Consider the following 15062-nt stretch of genomic DNA (forward strand, 5'->3'; position numbering starts at 1 on the left):
GAGCATGTCGCTCACGCTCGAATCCTCGCTGGAGGAGGCCCTCGGCGCGGCGTCGGCCAAGACGCTCGACCGGGCCTTCGGCATGAAGACCGTCGGCGACCTGCTCGCGCACTACCCGCGCCGGTACGCCGACCCGGGGGAGCTCACCCCCATCCGCGACCTCCCGATCGGGGAGACCGTCACGATCGTGGCCGAGGTGCTCTCGTCGAGCTTCCGCCGGATGCGCAACCGGCCGGGAGCCATGGTCGACGTCGTCATCGGCGACGGCGTCGGTCGCATGTCGCTGACCTTCTTCGCGAAGAACGTCGGCGCGGCGGAGTGGCGCTCCAAGGATCTGGCTGTCGGGCGCCGAGGGGTCTTCTCCGGCAAGGTCGGCGAGTTCAACGGGATGACGCAGTTCGCGCACCCGGAGTACGAGCTGTTCGACGACGAGGACGCGGCACGCCGGCGGGCGGATGCCAGGGCGGCCGTGCCGATCCCGATCTACCCGGCCACCTCCGCGATCCAGACGTGGCAGATCGCCCGGCTCGTCGGGCGCGTCCTCGACGACCTCCCGACCGTCCCCGACCCGCTGACACCGGAGATCCGCACCCGCGAGGAGCTGCTGACGGCGCGGGCGGCGTTGGAGGCGATCCACCGCCCGCGCTCCCGCAACGACATCGACCCCGCCGTCCGCACGTTGCGCATGCACGAGGCACTGACGCTCCAGACGGCCCTGCTCCAGCAGCGCGACGCGGTGCGCGCCCTGGCCGCCACCTCGCGGCCGGCGGCACCCGGCGGGCTGCTGGAGCGCTTCGACGCCGCCCTGCCCTACACGCTCACGCCGGATCAGCAGACCGTCGGCGCCCAGATCGCAGACGATCTCGTCGGCTCCTGGCCGATGAACCGGCTCGTGCAGGGCGAGGTCGGTTCGGGAAAGACGCTGGTGGCCCTGCGGGCGATGCTCCAGGTCGCCGAGAGCGGGGGACAGGCGGCCCTGATCGCCCCGACGGAAGTCCTTGCGGCGCAGCATCTGCGTTCGATCACGAAGATGCTCGGCCCGCAGCTCGCCCCGCTGCTGATGCCGACGCTGCTCACCGGGCAGATGCCGGCGGCGGATCGCCGCAAGGCCGCGCTGCGCGTCGCCTCCGGCCAGGCGCTGATCGTGGTCGGCACCCACGCGCTCCTCGGGGAGAAGACCACGTTCGCCGATCTCGGTCTCGTCGTGGTCGACGAGCAGCACCGCTTCGGGGTCGAGCAGCGGGAGGCGCTGCGGGCGAAGGGGTCAAGCCCGCACGCGCTCGTCCTCACCGCGACGCCGATCCCGCGGACGGTCGCGATGACGGTCTTCGGCGACCTCGACACCTCGGTCATCCGCACGATGCCGGCGGGGCGCGCCGGCATCGAGTCGTACGTCGCGCCGTTGGCCGAGCACCCGGGCTGGTTCAACCGGGTGTGGGAACGGGCGGCGGAGGAGATCGCGCAGGGGCGGCAGGTGTTCGCGGTCTGCGCGGCCATCGACACCGCGGCGAAGACGGCCGAGGCGGGGGAGCAGGCGCTGCTCGCCCCGGAGGGCGGCAAAGGCCCTCGGTGGGGTGTCGTGCAGCTCGACGAGGCGCTGGCCACGCATCCGACCCTCGGCGGTCTGCGACGCGCGGTGCTCCACGGGAAGATGCCCTCGGAGGAGAAGGACGCCGTCATGCAGGCCTTCGCCCGCGGGGAGATCGACCTCCTGCTCGCGACGACCGTGATCGAGGTGGGCGTGGACGTCCCCAACGCCTCGACGATGATCGTGCTGGACGCCGACCGTTTCGGCGTCTCCCAGCTGCACCAGCTCCGTGGTCGGGTGGGCCGAGGAGGAGTCCCGGGGCTGTGCCTGCTCGTCACGGAGGCCGAGGCCGGATCGGTGGCCCGTGAGCGTGTCGACGCGGTCGCCGCCACCCTCGACGGGTTCGCGCTGGCCGAGGTCGACCTCGAACTCCGCGGCGAAGGCGACGTGCTCGGCGCGGCACAGGCCGGGGTGCGGTCGTCCCTCAAGCTGCTGCGCGTCGTCAAGGATGCCGCTCTCATCACCCGGGCCCGCGAGCTCGCGGAGGACATCCTCGCTGCCGACCCCGAGCTGGCCGCTCACCCCGGGCTCCGGGAGGCCATCGGACGGCGCGTCACCGACGAGGATCGCGCGGCGCTCGCGAAGAACTGATCGCCGTTCCGGGTGCCCTAGGCTGGATTCCATGAGCAGCCGGATCGCCGTCGTCCCGGGTTCCTTCGATCCGCCGACCCTGGGTCACCTCGACGTGATCCGGCGCGCGGCCGCCCTCTACGACGAGCTGCATGTGCTCGTGGTGCACAACCCGGGCAAGGAGGCGATGCTGCCGATCGCGCAGCGGCTCTCCCTCCTGGAGCGTTCGATCGCCGAGGACGGCATGGCGGGCAACATCGTCATCGGATCCTGGAGCATGGGACTCCTCGTCGACTATGCGCGCGACGTGAACGCCGGTGTGCTCGTGAAGGGCATCCGCTCGCAGGTCGACGTGGCGTACGAGTCGCCCATGGCGATCGTCAACCGACACCTCGCCGACATCGAGACCGTCTTCCTGCTGCCCGATCCTGCGCATGCGATGGTCTCGAGCTCGCTGGTGCGTCAGGTCGCCGGTCTCGGGGGCGACGTCTCGCCGTTCGTCCCGCCGGCTGTCGCCTCGTTCCTGGACACCGGCGCGCGCGGGATCTGATCGGGGATCGCGGTCCGGTTCCCGGCGGTCTCCCGGCCCTCCTCGCCGGTGACCCGGGTAGCATGGCGGGGTGCGTTCCCGACTCAACAGCCCTTTCGTCCTCCCCGTCCGTGACATCGTCCGGCGCCCGGGGGAGATGCGCGAGCACTCCTTCTCGGTGCCCCTGACGGAGCAGTGGGGGGAGGGCATCGTCTCCTTCGAGGCGGGCTCGGAACTCGATCTCGACGTGCGGCTGGAGTCCGTCCACGAGGGCATCCTCGTCACCGGAGAGGCGGAGGGCGAGTACGTCGGCGTGTGCGGTCGATGCCTCACCGATATCGCTCGGCCCGTCGAAGTCGAGTTCCAGGAGCTTTTCGCGTATCCTGGTGAGGAAGAAACTGACTTCGAGGTTCAAGACGACCACGTGGATCTTGAAACTCTCGTCAGGGATGCGGCCGTACTGGCCCTTCCTTTTCAGCCGGTGTGTCAGCCGGATTGCCTCGGGCTCGACCCGGTCACAGGCGAGAGGCTGACCGAGAGCACCGGAACGGAGCAGGCCGCTCCCATCGATCCTCGGTGGAGCGCGCTCCAGCAGATCACAGACCAGGACGGCACGGCAGAACGCGGTGCCGCCGAGAAAGAAGAGAGCTAGTCATGGCTGGTAACCCCCCGAAGCGCAAGGTCTCCCGTTCGAACACCCGCTCGCGCCGCGCGCAGTGGAAGGCCGAGGCCCCCGCGCTCGTCAAGACCATCGAGAACGGCAAGGTCGTCTACAGCCGTCCGCACCAGGCGAAGGTCGTCACCGACTCGCAGGGCACCGAGCTCTTCCTCGAGTACAAGGGCCGCAAGGTCGCCGACGTCTGAGTCGCGAACCGTGACGGAGGTCCCCGGGGGGACGAGGCCTCTCCCAGATAAGCTCCGCGTCGATCTCGACGCGGAGCTTCTGGAGTTGGCCCTCACCCACCGCTCCTACGCGTACGAGCACGGCGGCATCCCGCACAACGAGCGTCTCGAGTTCCTCGGCGACTCGGTGCTGGGTCAGGCCGTGACCGTCATGCTGTTCACGCGGCACCCCGAGCTCGACGAGGGGGAGCTGGCGAAGCGCCGGGCGAGCGTCGTGTCGACGGTCGCGCTGGCGGAGGTCGCTCGCGGCATCGATCTCGGCAGCCACCTGCTGCTCGGGCGCGGTGAGGAGCAGACCGGTGGGCGCGACAAGGACTCGATCCTCGCGGACACCATGGAGGCCGTCATCGGCGCCACCTATCTGTCCGCCGGGCCCGAGGCTGCGACGGCGCTCGTCCTGCGTCTGACCGAGCCGCTGCTCGCCGACCCCGAGCGGTACGGCGCGGCGATGGACCCGAAGACGAGCCTGCAGGAGCTCGCGGCCCGCCTCGGCGCCACGCCGCCGCAGTACTCGGTCGAGGCCAGCGGCCCCGACCACGACCGGCGCTTCACGGCGACCGTCGCCGTCGGCGACGTGCGGATGACGGGCGCCGGCAGCAGCAAGAAGACGGCGGAGATGGCCGCGGCCCTCAGCGCCTGGCGCACGCTCAGCGAGCGTGCCTGAGCTCCCCGAGGTCGAGGTCGTCCGCTCCGGCCTCGCACCGGCTGCCGTGGATGCCGTCATCACGGGCGTCAGCGTCTTCGACGAACGCGCCCTCACCCGGCACACCGCCGGAGCGGCGGACTTCGTCCAGCGTCTGGAGGGTCGCCGCTTCACCGCGGCCGCGCGGCGCGGCAAGTTCCTCTGGCTCCCCGTGGACGATGGCGACTCCGCTCTGATCGCGCATCTGGGCATGAGCGGCCAGATGCTGCTCCGCGCGCCGGACGCGCCGACCGAGCGCCACGAGCGCGTCCGCCTCGGGATCGAGCATCCCCGGCACGGCGAGCTCGCGATCGTGTTCGCGGATCAGCGGACGTTCGGCTCCCTTGCCGTCGACGCTCTCATCGCCGACGGCCCCTCCCGCATCCCGACACAGGTCGCGCACATCGCGCGCGACCCGCTCGACCCGTTCTTCGACGACCGGGTCTTCCGGGCCGCTCTCGCCCGGCGGCACAGCGCGATCAAGCGGGTGCTGCTGGACCAGGGCGTGGTGAGCGGCATCGGCAACATCTACGCCGACGAGTCGCTGTGGGCGGCCCGCATCCATCCGGAGACACCGGCCGACGCTCTGCCGACCCGAGCCGTGAATCGCCTGCTCGCGGAAGTGCGATCGGTCCTGCAGAAGGCTCTCGCCGAGGGCGGCACGAGCTTCGACGCCCAGTACGTCAACGTCAACGGGCAGGCCGGTTACTTCGCGCACTCGCTGAACGCCTACGGTCGCGGAGGGAAGCCCTGTCCGCGCTGCGGCACGCCGATCACCCGTGCCGCTTTCATGAACCGCTCCTCGCACTTCTGCCCGCGCTGCCAACGGAGACGCTGACCGGGGCCGAGTCGCGCGTGGCGGGCCGGACGCACCCGGCCCGCCATCTCCTCACGCCGGAGCGAACGCGCGATCCAGCAGCGGGCGGGTCGCCCAGGTGCTCGCCCACACGACACCGATGCCGACGGCGACGACGGTCGCGATGGTCATCAGCGAGAGGGGCGCGACGATCAGCGCGATGCCCACCAGCGGGAACACGAGCACCGCAGCGCACAGCGCGGATCCGACCGCCGTGACCAGCAGTGGCGACATGATCGCGCGACGGCGCGCGCGGTCCACGGTCTCGACCGGCATGCCCAGGTGGTGCAGGCTCTGGTGCAGGTCGTTCTTGTCGAGCACGTCCGAGGCCTGATTCACGCCGACGGAGGCGGCCACCATGAGGAACGACCCGATGAGGGTGATGATGAGACCGGTCCGGATGTCCTCTGCGAGCGCGATGCTGGAGGGATCGTCGCTCGCCCCGATCGTGTCGAGGAGCGCGACGCCGGTGCCCGCGAAGACGGCCATGAAGCTCGCCATCGCGATGCCGCCGACCTGACGCCAGGCCGCTTTCGGAGAGTCGAGAACGAGGCGAGCGGCGAGCAGCCGCTCCGGGCGCTCCGCCCGCCGGAGCTGGCGTCCCGCCGAGACTTTCAGCACCCACGGTCCCAGCAGGTTGAGCACCATGAGCGCGAGGGCGAACATCGCCGCGAGCACGGCGATGGTCGCCACGACCCCGCCGATCATGGGGAAGACCTTGATGAGCACGAACGCGGTGGCGATGCCCACGACCGCGATGACGGCGCGGATCCAGTGCACGTTCGTCGGCGCCGTGCGCGTGCGAACCCCGAGCGGCGAGATCACGACCCGACGAAGCCCCACCACGGCGCTGCCCGCGGCGAGCAGCAGGACGCCGCCCACGACGGCGGCGATCATCGCCGGAGGGAGCATGACCGCCTGCGTGCCGAGCGGTTCTCCCCGGAACGGGATGAGACCGATCACCGGGCTCAGGGCCAGGTGGCCGCCGATGCCGATGACGGCGCCGGCGGCGGCGACGAGGACAGACTCGACGACGGTGGCCGTCGTGACCCCTCCCGGGGTCACCCCGAGCAGGCGCAGCGTGGACAGCCTCTCGTCGCGGCGTCGGGCGGACAACCGGGCAGCGGCGCCGCCGAGGGAGGTCAGCGGCACGACGAGGAGGACGAGCGCGATGGCGGCGAGAGCCTGGTAGAGCACGGCATCATCGTCGGTCCAGGTCCAGAAGGCCTGGGCGCCGCCGATCACTGTGAGCACGAGGGTCGTGACCACGCCGAACGCGACGATCGGCAGGGCGAGGACGCTGCGCTGTCCGGGAGCCGGACGCAGAAGCAGGGTGAGGACGGAGAGATTCATGCGTTCACCGCCGAGCCGAGGATACGGCCGTCGCGGACGGCGACCGTGCGAGTGCAGCGTGCGGCGACGTCGGCGTCGTGCGTGACGACGATGAGGGTGCGGCGCTGCCCGGTCGTGGACCACAGGAGCGCGTCCATGACCTCGGCGGAGGTGTGCGAGTCCAGGGCCCCGGTCGGTTCGTCCGCGAAGACGAGGTCCGCACCCGTCGCCTGGGCCCGCGCGATCGCCACACGCTGCGCCTGTCCTCCCGACAGCTCGCCGATGCGCCGATCCTCCATGCCGCCGAGGCCCAGAGCCGCGAGCCACGACGCCGCGTGGGGGAGCGCGTCCTTCTTGGCGACGCCGTTGATCATCGAGGCGAGGGCGACGTTCTCCACCGCCGTCAGCTCGGGGATCAGCAGTCCCTGCTGGAAGACGAACCCGAAGCGCTCGCGACGCAGCCGGGAGCGCGCCGCCTCACCCAGCGCGGTCACGTCGATGGCCGTGCCCGTCGAGGGCTGGAAGACCACGCGGCCGCTGTCCGGGGCGGTGATTCCCGCCAGCACATGCAGGAGCGTCGTCTTCCCCGAGCCCGACGCGCCCATGATGGCGACGGACTCGCCACGGTGCACCGCGAGGTCGACACCGGCGAGGGCGTGGGTGACGCCGTAGGTCTTGACGAGGGCGTGGGCTTCGATCACGGGAGTGTTCATGTTCCCAGCCTCGCTGTGGGGCCGTGGCGGTGTCGTCGGCCTGGCGGATGAAGCTGAGCGGCAGCCGTCATCCGGGAGGATGACGGCCACCGCTCGTCGTCAGATCTTCTTCTGCCACGCCCCCGCGTACGACACGGGCACGAAGCCGATCGCCTCGTTGATGTCGAGCATCGGCCGGTTCTCCTCCGCGTTGAAGGTGGAGACCACGGTGGAGTCCGGAACGAGCTCCCGCCAGCGGAGGAGATTGGCGCACTTGACGATCGTGCCGAGGCGGTGACCGCGGTGATCCTTCGCGACCAGCGTCCCGAACTGGTGGGTGGTCCCGGTCTTCTCCGCGCCGATCAGCAGCTCGTTGTACGCGACCAGCGTGCCGGTGGGGACGTGCTCCACCGCCACCACGGAGACCGTCTGCCCGGCTCCGGTGAGACGCGCATCGCGGCGGACCACCCGCTCCGCGTCATAGACCTCGGCGACGAAGTCCATGTCTCCGCTGGGGGCGTCGGTCGACAGCCGGGCGAGGATGTCGGCGTAGCCCGCGCGGAACTCGGGCGGAGTGGGGAGCTGCCACTCGACCACGCGATAGTCCGGTCCCGCCGCCGTGAGCGCGGCGTCCAACGCCCGGTGCAGGGGCTCCGGATCGGCGCGCAGGTCGAGCTCGCTGTTGCGCTCGACCTGTTCCAGCGTGAAGCCGTGCGCCTCGACGACGTCGCTCAGCGGTGTCGCCGGGACCCGTCCCCAGCCGGTCCGGGGCCGGAGCATGCGGTCGGCCTCCTCGGGCCGGTGCAGGGTCCAGATCTGGAGGACGCTCCGACCGCGCTCCCTCGCCTCGGTCTCGGCGCGGTCGAGCAGCGCCTCCTCGACACCGCGCCCGGTGTGGGCGGCCGGAACGAGGAGGTCGATCTCCGCGGCGCGCGCGTCCTCCTCCTGCGCGAAGGACAGGGTCACCATGCCGATGATGTCGTCCCCCTCCCGGGCGACGAATCCGAGATCCAGCGCATCGGAGTCGTCCTGCCAGTTCGGCAGCATCTGCGCGGCGTCCGGGGCGAGGTCGGGGAGACCGACCTGCTCGTCGCAGATCTGTCGGTTGAGGGCACCGTAGGCCCGGAAGTCCGCGGCGTTCGCATCGGTGAGGGTGGCCGGGACGATCAGCGGCGTGATCGTCAGTGCGGCGGTCGTCATGTCAGGTCCTTCGTGTCGGAGGGAGGAGGAGGTGCCGGGTGCCCCGGCGTCCGTCCGCAGGTGCACGGACGGACGCCGGGCCGGTGTCGAGGCGGTCGTCATCGCCCGGTCAGCGCATTCCGCGCTGCATGTCGTACATGAGGAGGGCGTGCGATTCCGCGACCGAGCGGTGACGCTGCTCTCCGACGAGGAACAGGTCGCCGGGATCGACGGTCCACGACCGGTGCGGACGACGGGGCCGCTGCGCCCGCTGGAACAGCCAGAGGCCGATCCGGAGCGAGAGGCGGTCCGCGATGCCGAGCTCACGGAGCTCGTCGTCGCGGGGGATCTGGAGGACCTCGCGGTCCTCGGTATCGGGCGGATGGGTGGTGCTGCGTGACAGCGTGATGTTCACGATGGTTCCTTCGAAAGGGATGGATGGGTGCGGAAGCACCACGCCAGGACCGAGTCGTCGGCCGCGGCGGGTGCGGACGAGAGCAGCGCCTGTGGCGACGCGGAATGCGGAGGCCGGAGGCGGCGGGGATCCATGATCCAAGGGGATCAGAGGGTGGGTCGCGACAGAACAGGCGGGAGAAGACCCGGATCGGGCCTGCGTTCCCAGGCTGCGGTTCTAGCCGAGCGAGCCGTGACGGACGCCGGCGGTCACCGATGCCGCGAGGCGCGGCGCGGAGTGCGCGGGCGCGGCGAGGCCAAAGACCTCTGCGGTGTGCTGAGTGATCATCATCGGTAACCTCCTTTCGTGTGGCGATCCGGAGGCCACCGTAGCGAAACTCTCAGGAGATCGTCAAGCATTTCGTGGTAGCACCGGCGTGTCGCGATCGCACCGGGTCCGCGATGACCGCGCGGGATACCGGCCGTTCCGCGGGTTTCCGGTAGCGTAGCGGCGTGAATCTCCCCGGACGAGCGGTCGCCCCATGCACCTGAAGAGCCTGACGCTCAAGGGGTTCAAGTCGTTCGCGCAGCCCACGTCCTTCGTGTTCGAGCCCGGCGTCACGTGCATCGTCGGGCCGAACGGCTCCGGCAAGTCCAACGTCGTCGACGCCCTCGCCTGGGTGATGGGGGAGCAGGGGGCGAAGACGCTTCGCGGCGGCAAGATGGAGGACGTCATCTTCGCGGGCACCTCGACCCGCGGACCCCTCGGGCGCGCCGAGGTGCAGCTCACGATCGACAATGCCGACGGCGCGCTGCCGATCGAGTACGCCGAGGTGACGATCAGCCGCACCCTCTTCCGCAACGGCTCCAGCGAGTACGCCATCAACGGCGAGAGCTGCCGTCTGCTCGATGTGCAGGAGCTGCTCAGCGACTCCGGCCTGGGCCGGGAGATGCACGTCATCGTGGGTCAGGGGCGGCTCGACACCGTGCTCCAGGCCTCGCCGGAGGATCGACGCGGCTTCATCGAGGAGGCGGCCGGCATCCTGAAGCACCGTCGGCGCAAGGAAAAGACGCTGCGCAAGCTCGACGCGATGGAGGCTAACCTCACCCGTCTGAGCGACCTTGCCGGGGAGATCCGCCGTCAGCTCAAGCCCCTCGGACGCCAGGCGGAGATCGCGCGCGAGGCGCAGACCATCGCCGCCGTCGTGCGCGATGCCAAGGCACGACTGTTCGCCGACGACGTCGTGGCGCTGCGCACGGCCCTCGCGGACCACACCCGGACCGAGCAGGAGCGGCACACGGAGCGTCTCGTGCTGTCCGACCAAGCCGAGACCGTGCGCGCCGGGATCGCTCGTCTGGAGAAGAACCAGAACTCGATCGCGGTCGACGAGGCGCGCAGCGTCGCGTTCGGACTCGAACAGGTGCAGGAGCGCATGCGGGGCCTGTACACGCTCGCCAACCAGCGCCTTGCGCTCCTCGGGTCCGAGGAGGACGACGCGGCCGTGACCGCGGTGACCGTCACACAGGCGACCATCGACGAGGCGAAGGAGGACATCGAGACGATCTCCTCCGGCCTCGGCGACGCTCAGGATGCCGCGGCTGCGGCCAGCCGCGAGGTCGTGAACGCCCGCGCCGAGCTCGACACGCTCGATGTCGACATCGCGGAGCAGAGCGCGCTCGTCTCCGAGTACGACATGCGGCTTTCGTCTCTCCGCGGGAACGCCGATGCGGCCGCGTCGGCATTGGCCGCGGTCCGCGGCGCGGTGCTGCGTCAGGAGAACGCGCTCGAGGCCGCGCACGCCCGACGACGCGAGGCCGAAGAGGCCCTGGACGCGATCGACGATGCGGAAGCTCCCGAGGGCACGGCCGTCGAGTACGCCGCCGCCTACGAGAGCGCCCAGCGTGCGGCGACGGCGGCGGAGGCGGAGCGCGAGAGCCTGCGTGAACGCCTGCACGCCGCGGAGCGCGAGGTCGACGCCCTCACGGCGAAGGCCGCTGCGTTGAGCAGTGCGCTGTCGCTGTCAGGAGGTGCCGCCGAGATCGTTGCGGAGGGCGGCCCCGGAATCCGCGGTCTCGTCGGCGATGCCGTGCAGGTGCGGGCGGGATACGAAGCCGCGATCGCGGCCGTGCTCGGTCCGCTGGCCGAGGGTGTGCTGGTCGGTTCCCCGGACGATGCCTTCGCCCTCGCGGCGGAGGCCGCAGAGCGCCGCCGGGGCGTGGTCGACTTCGTGGTCGCCGACGCCCCGAGGGAGCGGGCGCCGCGCCCGGCCGTCGACGGCGTGATCGCCGCGACCGAGACGGTGACCGCGCCGGACGGCGTTCTCGGGATCCTGGCCCATGTGCTCATCGCCGACGACCTCGATGCCGCGCGGGCCGCACGGCGCGCTCTCGATGCTGCGGGCGACGCGTCGACCACGATCGTGACCACCGGAGGCGACGTCATCACCGCCCAGACCCTGCGCACGGGGTCCGGCGGCGAGCGCTCCCGCCTCGAGCTCGCGGCGGAGCGGGACGCCGCGACCGAGCGGCTCACCGAGATCCAGATCGTCGTCGACTCCCTGCGCGAGGCCCGCATCGACGCCGACGAGGCCGTGGAGGAGACGCGGCGGCAGGCGAAGGACGCGCTGCGCGCCCTTCGCGAGCACGACGCCGCCCTCGCGACGCACGCGGAGCAGGTCAACAAGGTGACCGTGCGCCATGAGGCCGCTGTCGCCGAATGCGACCGCCTCGAGACCGGGCTCGCTCAGGCGCAGGCCGCCGTGGCTGACGCAGAGGCGAAGGCGGAGGCCGCGAAGGCGGAGCTCGATGCCGCGATCGCCGCGCCCCGTCCGGTGCTCGACGCCTCGGCGCGCGACGGTCTGCTGGAGGCCCTGGAGCGTGCCCGCGAGGGCGAGGTCCGTGCCCGCCTGGAGGTCGAGACGCTGCGCGAGCGCGTCCGTGCCGCGCAGTCTCGGGTGACCGCGTTGGAGCGGCAGCGCGAGCAGGAGCGGGACGCGGCCGCGGAGGCCGCCCGCCGCGCTGTCATCCGCCGGGCGCAGCGCGAGGCGGCGTCCGGAGTCGTGGACGAGCTGCCGCGCATCCTCGACTCCCTCGACCGCTCGGTCACCGAGGCCCGCGTCGCGCTGGCGGAGGCGGAAGCCGCGCGGTCGGCGCAGAACGAGGAACTGATCGCGCTGCGCACCCAGGAATCGTCGCTGCGGGAGCGTCTGGCCGGGCTCACGGAGAGCGTGCACGGCCTGGAGCTGCAGATCCACGAGAAGAAGCTCCACCTGAACAGCCTGTTGGAGCGCGTGTCCTCGGAGCTCGCCCTCGACGAGGACGTGCTCGTCGCCGAGTACGGTCCTGACCAGCTCGTGCCGCGGGATCCCGGGGCGGAGCCGGCCGACGGCGAACTGCTCGACGACACCGCGATCCCGTTCGACCGGCGCATCCAGCAGCGGCGCCTCGCGGACGCGGAGCGGAAGCTCGCCCAGCTCGGTCGGGTCAACCCGCTCGCGCTGGAGGAGTTCGCCGCCCTGGAGCAGCGCCACGCGTTCCTCACCACGCAGCTCGCGGACCTGACGCAGACCCGGCAGGACCTCTTGACGATCATCGCCGACCTCGACGAGCGCATGCAGACGATCTTCGCCAGCGCGTTCGAGGACACCAAGGAGGCGTTCGGCCAGGTCTTCCCCCTGCTGTTCCCCGGCGGCACGGGCAGCATCTCGTTGACCGATCCGGAGAACATGCTGACGACGGGGATCGAGGTCTCGGTCCGTCCCGTCGGGAAGAAGATCGAGCGGCTGTCGCTGCTGTCCGGCGGCGAGCGGTCTCTGGCCGCGGTGGCGCTCCTGGTGGCGATCTTCAAGGCGCGTCCCAGCCCGTTCTACATCCTCGACGAGGTCGAAGCGGCGCTCGACGACGCGAACCTCGGCCGGCTCCTCACGGTGTTCGAGCAGCTGCGCGAGAGCTCCCAGCTCCTCGTGATCACGCACCAGAAGCGGACGATGGAGATCGCGGACGCGCTCTACGGGGTCTCGATGCGCCAGGACGGCGTCTCCGCGGTGGTCGGGCAGCGTGTCGGCGACCGCGCTGCCGCCGCCGTCTGACTCCGGCTGCCTCCGTCCCCGGGCACGGCTTCGGAGATCGGAGCCTCCACCCGGCGTGTCGGCCGTCTGATCCGGCGCGTCGCCTGCGGTCTCCGAAGCTGTGCTCGGACGGACCAGGGCGGGTCACATCAGGAGGGACTGTTCGAATGCAGTGACGGCGGCGGGGAAGTCGGGGTGGTCCTGGGGACGGTGAGTGAAACCGGAGAGGACGATCTGCTCGGCCCCGACATCGACGAGTCGTCGGGCGATGAGCTCGTACTCCTCGTTCCAGCCGCCGGTGACCACGAGGGCCGGCACGCCAGCGAGGGAATGCTCCCGGATGCCGTGTCCCCACGGGAGATTCGCGGTCGCCCAGTGCTCCGCGACCGCGCGCTCGTCCGGCCAGGACGCGCGGTCCAGCGGGCCGCCGAACATGAGCGGACGGAACAGCGCCCAGAAGCCGTAGAGGTCGTCCTCGGCCGCGCGTGCTCGCGCCTCCGTGACCACGGCGATATGTCGCTCGATCGGCGCGTCACCGCGGGCGACGTCGTACAGGGCGGGCTCGACGAGGACGAGTCCGGACACCCGCAGACCGTCGGCGACGGCGCGGACGGCGGCGACCGCCCCGATGGAGTGGGCGAACAGGAGCGGCGTCCGGTCACGTTCTCCGGCGACGAGAGCGCCCGCCTGCGCTTCGACGGACGACCCCGGCGGGAAGCTGAGGAAGGTCCCCGACTCCGGAGCCTGGGAGGGCCACGCAGCTGTGCCGCGTCTCCCGGCGCCGTGGAGGAACACCCGGTGCGGGAGCGGCGCGCGGTGCATCCCTGGATGCTACCCGTAGGCTGGACACATGGCAGAGAAGTCCTGGTCTCTCGGTCGCGCGCTGCGCGGCATGTTCGTGAAGCCCACCATCGACGAGACGACGTGGGAAGACCTGGAGACGGCGCTGATCACGGCGGACTTCGGCCCCGACATCAGCGAGCGCATCGTCGACGAGCTGCGCGACAAGGTCGCGAAGTACCGCACCACCGACCCCAAGGATCTCCAGCGCATGCTGCGGGAGACCCTGGAGGAGCACTTCGCGAAGTTCGACACCACTCTGAAGCTCACCGAGCGGCCCGCCGTGGTCCTCGTCGTCGGCGTGAACGGCGTGGGAAAGACGACGACGATCGGCAAGTTCACGAAGTTCCTCCGCGGTTACCAGCGGAGTGTGGTCGTGGGAGCCGCCGACACCTTCCGTGCCGCGGCCGTGGACCAGCTCGCCACCTGGGCGCAGCGCGGGGGAGCGGCCATCGTCCGACCGCAGCAGGAGGGCCAGGACCCGGCATCTGTCGCCTTCCAGACCGTGGAGTACGCGAAGCGCGAGGGCATCGAGATCGCGATCATCGACACGGCGGGACGGCTGCACACCAAGGGCGGTCTCATGGACGAGCTCGGCAAGATCCGCCGCGTCGTCGAGAAGCAGGCCCCGATCAGCGAGGTGCTCCTCGTCCTCGACGCCACGACGGGGCAGAACGGCGTCATGCAGGCGGAGACCTTCCTGCAGCACGCCGGCGTCACAGGTCTCGTGCTCACCAAGCTCGACGGCTCGGCCAAGGGCGGCTTCGTGCTCGCGGTGCAGGAGCGCACGGGCATCCCGGTGAAGCTCCTCGGGCAGGGCGAGGGCATCGATGATCTGACCGGTTTCACGCCGCACGTCTTCGTGCAGGCGCTGGTCGGCTGACACAGGGCTTCCGCCCCGAGCACCAGGCTGGTTTCATAGCGTTATGGCGATCGAACACGACTACTTCGGACTGCTGTCATCGGGCCCCGACGGCTCGATCTTCTGGTCGGAGACGGTCGAGCTCGGCGACCAGAGCGTGACCGTGGACCTGACGGCCCCGGACCAGGACGACGTCTCCGCCGACGCCCTCGACATCGCCGCCGGGCTCATCGCCGGCCTGGAGAACGTGGACGCGACCGCACGGCGCGGGATGCTCGCCGAGGTGGACGACCGCACGAGCGAGGTGACCGAGTACATCCTGCAGCAGCAGGAGGTGTTCGGCGACGACCTCCCCGACATCCTCATCGACGTGTCCGGAGACGCGGCCGTGGACATCATCCGATCGCTGCGCTTGATGAGCATGACGATCCTCGCGGACGAGCACGGCGGCTCCGAGCCGTTCGCGGTGCTGGAGTACGCGCTCGACGACAGCGCCACCGACGACGTGCTGCTCGTGAACCTGGGCTCCGACGGCAGCGTGCAGTCGGTCATGAGCGCCGACTGACCGC

At 70.9% G+C, this 15062-nt stretch carries 14 protein-coding genes; 9 read left to right on the forward strand and 5 right to left on the reverse strand.

Features of this window, described 5'->3' with window-relative positions; translation table 11 throughout:
• Window positions 1-4: 4 nt before the first annotated feature.
• From B2W79_RS10750 to mutM, 6 genes are all read left to right on the forward strand, one after another.
• Window positions 5-2179 carry an ATP-dependent DNA helicase RecG gene (locus B2W79_RS10750; RefSeq protein WP_292789457.1) on the forward strand — a complete coding sequence of 725 codons (2175 nt, stop codon included), beginning with the start codon at window positions 5-7 and terminating at the stop codon, window positions 2177-2179.
• 31 nt (window positions 2180-2210) lie between these two features.
• Window positions 2211-2708, forward strand: a complete 498-nt coding sequence (gene coaD / locus B2W79_RS10755) for a pantetheine-phosphate adenylyltransferase (RefSeq protein ID WP_025103318.1) — start codon at window positions 2211-2213, stop codon at window positions 2706-2708.
• Window positions 2709-2844: 136 nt separating this feature from the next.
• Complete coding sequence (locus B2W79_RS10760) at window positions 2845-3339, forward strand: YceD family protein (protein ID WP_025103319.1); 495 nt, start codon at window positions 2845-2847, stop codon at window positions 3337-3339.
• A 2-nt stretch (window positions 3340-3341) separates the two neighbouring features.
• Entirely contained in the window at window positions 3342-3551 is a 210-nt protein-coding gene (gene rpmF / locus B2W79_RS10765) for a 50S ribosomal protein L32 (protein ID WP_013586329.1), read from the forward strand.
• Window positions 3552-3561: 10 nt separating this feature from the next.
• Window positions 3562-4254, forward strand: a complete 693-nt coding sequence (gene rnc / locus B2W79_RS10770) for a ribonuclease III (RefSeq protein ID WP_292789460.1) — start codon at window positions 3562-3564, stop codon at window positions 4252-4254.
• On the forward strand, window positions 4247-5110 hold the full coding sequence (gene mutM / locus B2W79_RS10775; RefSeq protein ID WP_025103321.1) for a bifunctional DNA-formamidopyrimidine glycosylase/DNA-(apurinic or apyrimidinic site) lyase: 864 nt from the start codon (window positions 4247-4249) through the stop codon (window positions 5108-5110). The genes rnc and mutM overlap by 8 nt, the downstream gene beginning before the upstream one ends.
• Before the next feature lie 51 nt (window positions 5111-5161).
• Here the strand turns inward: mutM and B2W79_RS10780 are convergent, their stop codons facing one another.
• From B2W79_RS10780 to B2W79_RS10795, 4 genes are all read right to left on the reverse strand, one after another.
• The gene (locus B2W79_RS10780) at window positions 5162-6481 is read right to left on the reverse strand and encodes an FtsX-like permease family protein (protein ID WP_292789462.1); all 1320 of its coding nucleotides are present in this window, start codon (window positions 6479-6481) and stop codon (window positions 5162-5164) included.
• Entirely contained in the window at window positions 6478-7173 is a 696-nt protein-coding gene (locus tag B2W79_RS10785) for an ABC transporter ATP-binding protein (RefSeq protein WP_292789464.1), read from the reverse strand. Before B2W79_RS10785 ends, B2W79_RS10780 begins: the two co-directional genes overlap by 4 nt.
• Window positions 7174-7272: 99 nt before the next feature.
• On the reverse strand, window positions 7273-8352 hold the full coding sequence (locus B2W79_RS10790; RefSeq protein ID WP_292789465.1) for a GNAT family N-acetyltransferase: 1080 nt from the start codon (window positions 8350-8352) through the stop codon (window positions 7273-7275).
• A 109-nt stretch (window positions 8353-8461) separates the two neighbouring features.
• Window positions 8462-8746 (reverse strand): hypothetical protein, encoded by a 285-nt coding sequence (locus B2W79_RS10795; RefSeq protein ID WP_292789467.1) that lies wholly within the window; start codon window positions 8744-8746, stop codon window positions 8462-8464.
• A gap of 520 nt (window positions 8747-9266) precedes the next feature.
• Here B2W79_RS10795 and smc point away from each other — a divergent pair.
• Window positions 9267-12812: a chromosome segregation protein SMC gene (smc, locus tag B2W79_RS10800; protein WP_292789469.1), complete on the forward strand. Its 3546-nt coding sequence runs from the start codon at window positions 9267-9269 to the stop codon at window positions 12810-12812.
• A gap of 123 nt (window positions 12813-12935) precedes the next feature.
• Here the strand turns inward: smc and B2W79_RS10805 are convergent, their stop codons facing one another.
• Window positions 12936-13613 carry a hypothetical protein gene (locus tag B2W79_RS10805; RefSeq protein ID WP_292789470.1) on the reverse strand — a complete coding sequence of 226 codons (678 nt, stop codon included), beginning with the start codon at window positions 13611-13613 and terminating at the stop codon, window positions 12936-12938.
• A 28-nt stretch (window positions 13614-13641) separates the two neighbouring features.
• Between B2W79_RS10805 and ftsY the strand changes: the two genes are divergently transcribed.
• Both ftsY and B2W79_RS10815 read left to right on the forward strand, forming a co-directional pair.
• Complete coding sequence (ftsY, locus tag B2W79_RS10810; protein WP_071328516.1) at window positions 13642-14514, forward strand: signal recognition particle-docking protein FtsY; 873 nt, start codon at window positions 13642-13644, stop codon at window positions 14512-14514.
• A 43-nt stretch (window positions 14515-14557) separates the two neighbouring features.
• Entirely contained in the window at window positions 14558-15058 is a 501-nt protein-coding gene (locus B2W79_RS10815) for a DUF2004 domain-containing protein (protein WP_071328517.1), read from the forward strand.
• Window positions 15059-15062: the final 4 nt, after the last annotated feature.

The organism is Microbacterium sp. UBA7513, assembly GCF_002478345.1.
GTDB lineage: Bacteria > Actinomycetota > Actinomycetes > Actinomycetales > Microbacteriaceae > Microbacterium.

Coding starts and splice junctions, on each gene's coding strand:
- B2W79_RS10750 (WP_292789457.1), top strand. CDS start 5: ATGTCGCTCACGCTCGAATCCTCGCTGGAGGAGGCCCTCGGCGCGGCG.
- coaD (WP_025103318.1), top strand. CDS start 2,211: ATGAGCAGCCGGATCGCCGTCGTCCCGGGTTCCTTCGATCCGCCGACC.
- B2W79_RS10760 (WP_025103319.1), top strand. CDS start 2,845: ATGCGCGAGCACTCCTTCTCGGTGCCCCTGACGGAGCAGTGGGGGGAG.
- rpmF (WP_013586329.1), top strand. CDS start 3,342: ATGGCTGGTAACCCCCCGAAGCGCAAGGTCTCCCGTTCGAACACCCGC.
- B2W79_RS10780 (WP_292789462.1), bottom strand. CDS start 6,481: ATGAATCTCTCCGTCCTCACCCTGCTTCTGCGTCCGGCTCCCGGACAG.
- B2W79_RS10785 (WP_292789464.1), bottom strand. CDS start 7,173: ATGAACACTCCCGTGATCGAAGCCCACGCCCTCGTCAAGACCTACGGC.
- B2W79_RS10790 (WP_292789465.1), bottom strand. CDS start 8,352: ATGACGACCGCCGCACTGACGATCACGCCGCTGATCGTCCCGGCCACC.
- smc (WP_292789469.1), top strand. CDS start 9,267: ATGCACCTGAAGAGCCTGACGCTCAAGGGGTTCAAGTCGTTCGCGCAG.
- B2W79_RS10805 (WP_292789470.1), bottom strand. CDS start 13,613: ATGCACCGCGCGCCGCTCCCGCACCGGGTGTTCCTCCACGGCGCCGGG.
- ftsY (WP_071328516.1), top strand. CDS start 13,642: ATGGCAGAGAAGTCCTGGTCTCTCGGTCGCGCGCTGCGCGGCATGTTC.
- B2W79_RS10815 (WP_071328517.1), top strand. CDS start 14,558: ATGGCGATCGAACACGACTACTTCGGACTGCTGTCATCGGGCCCCGAC.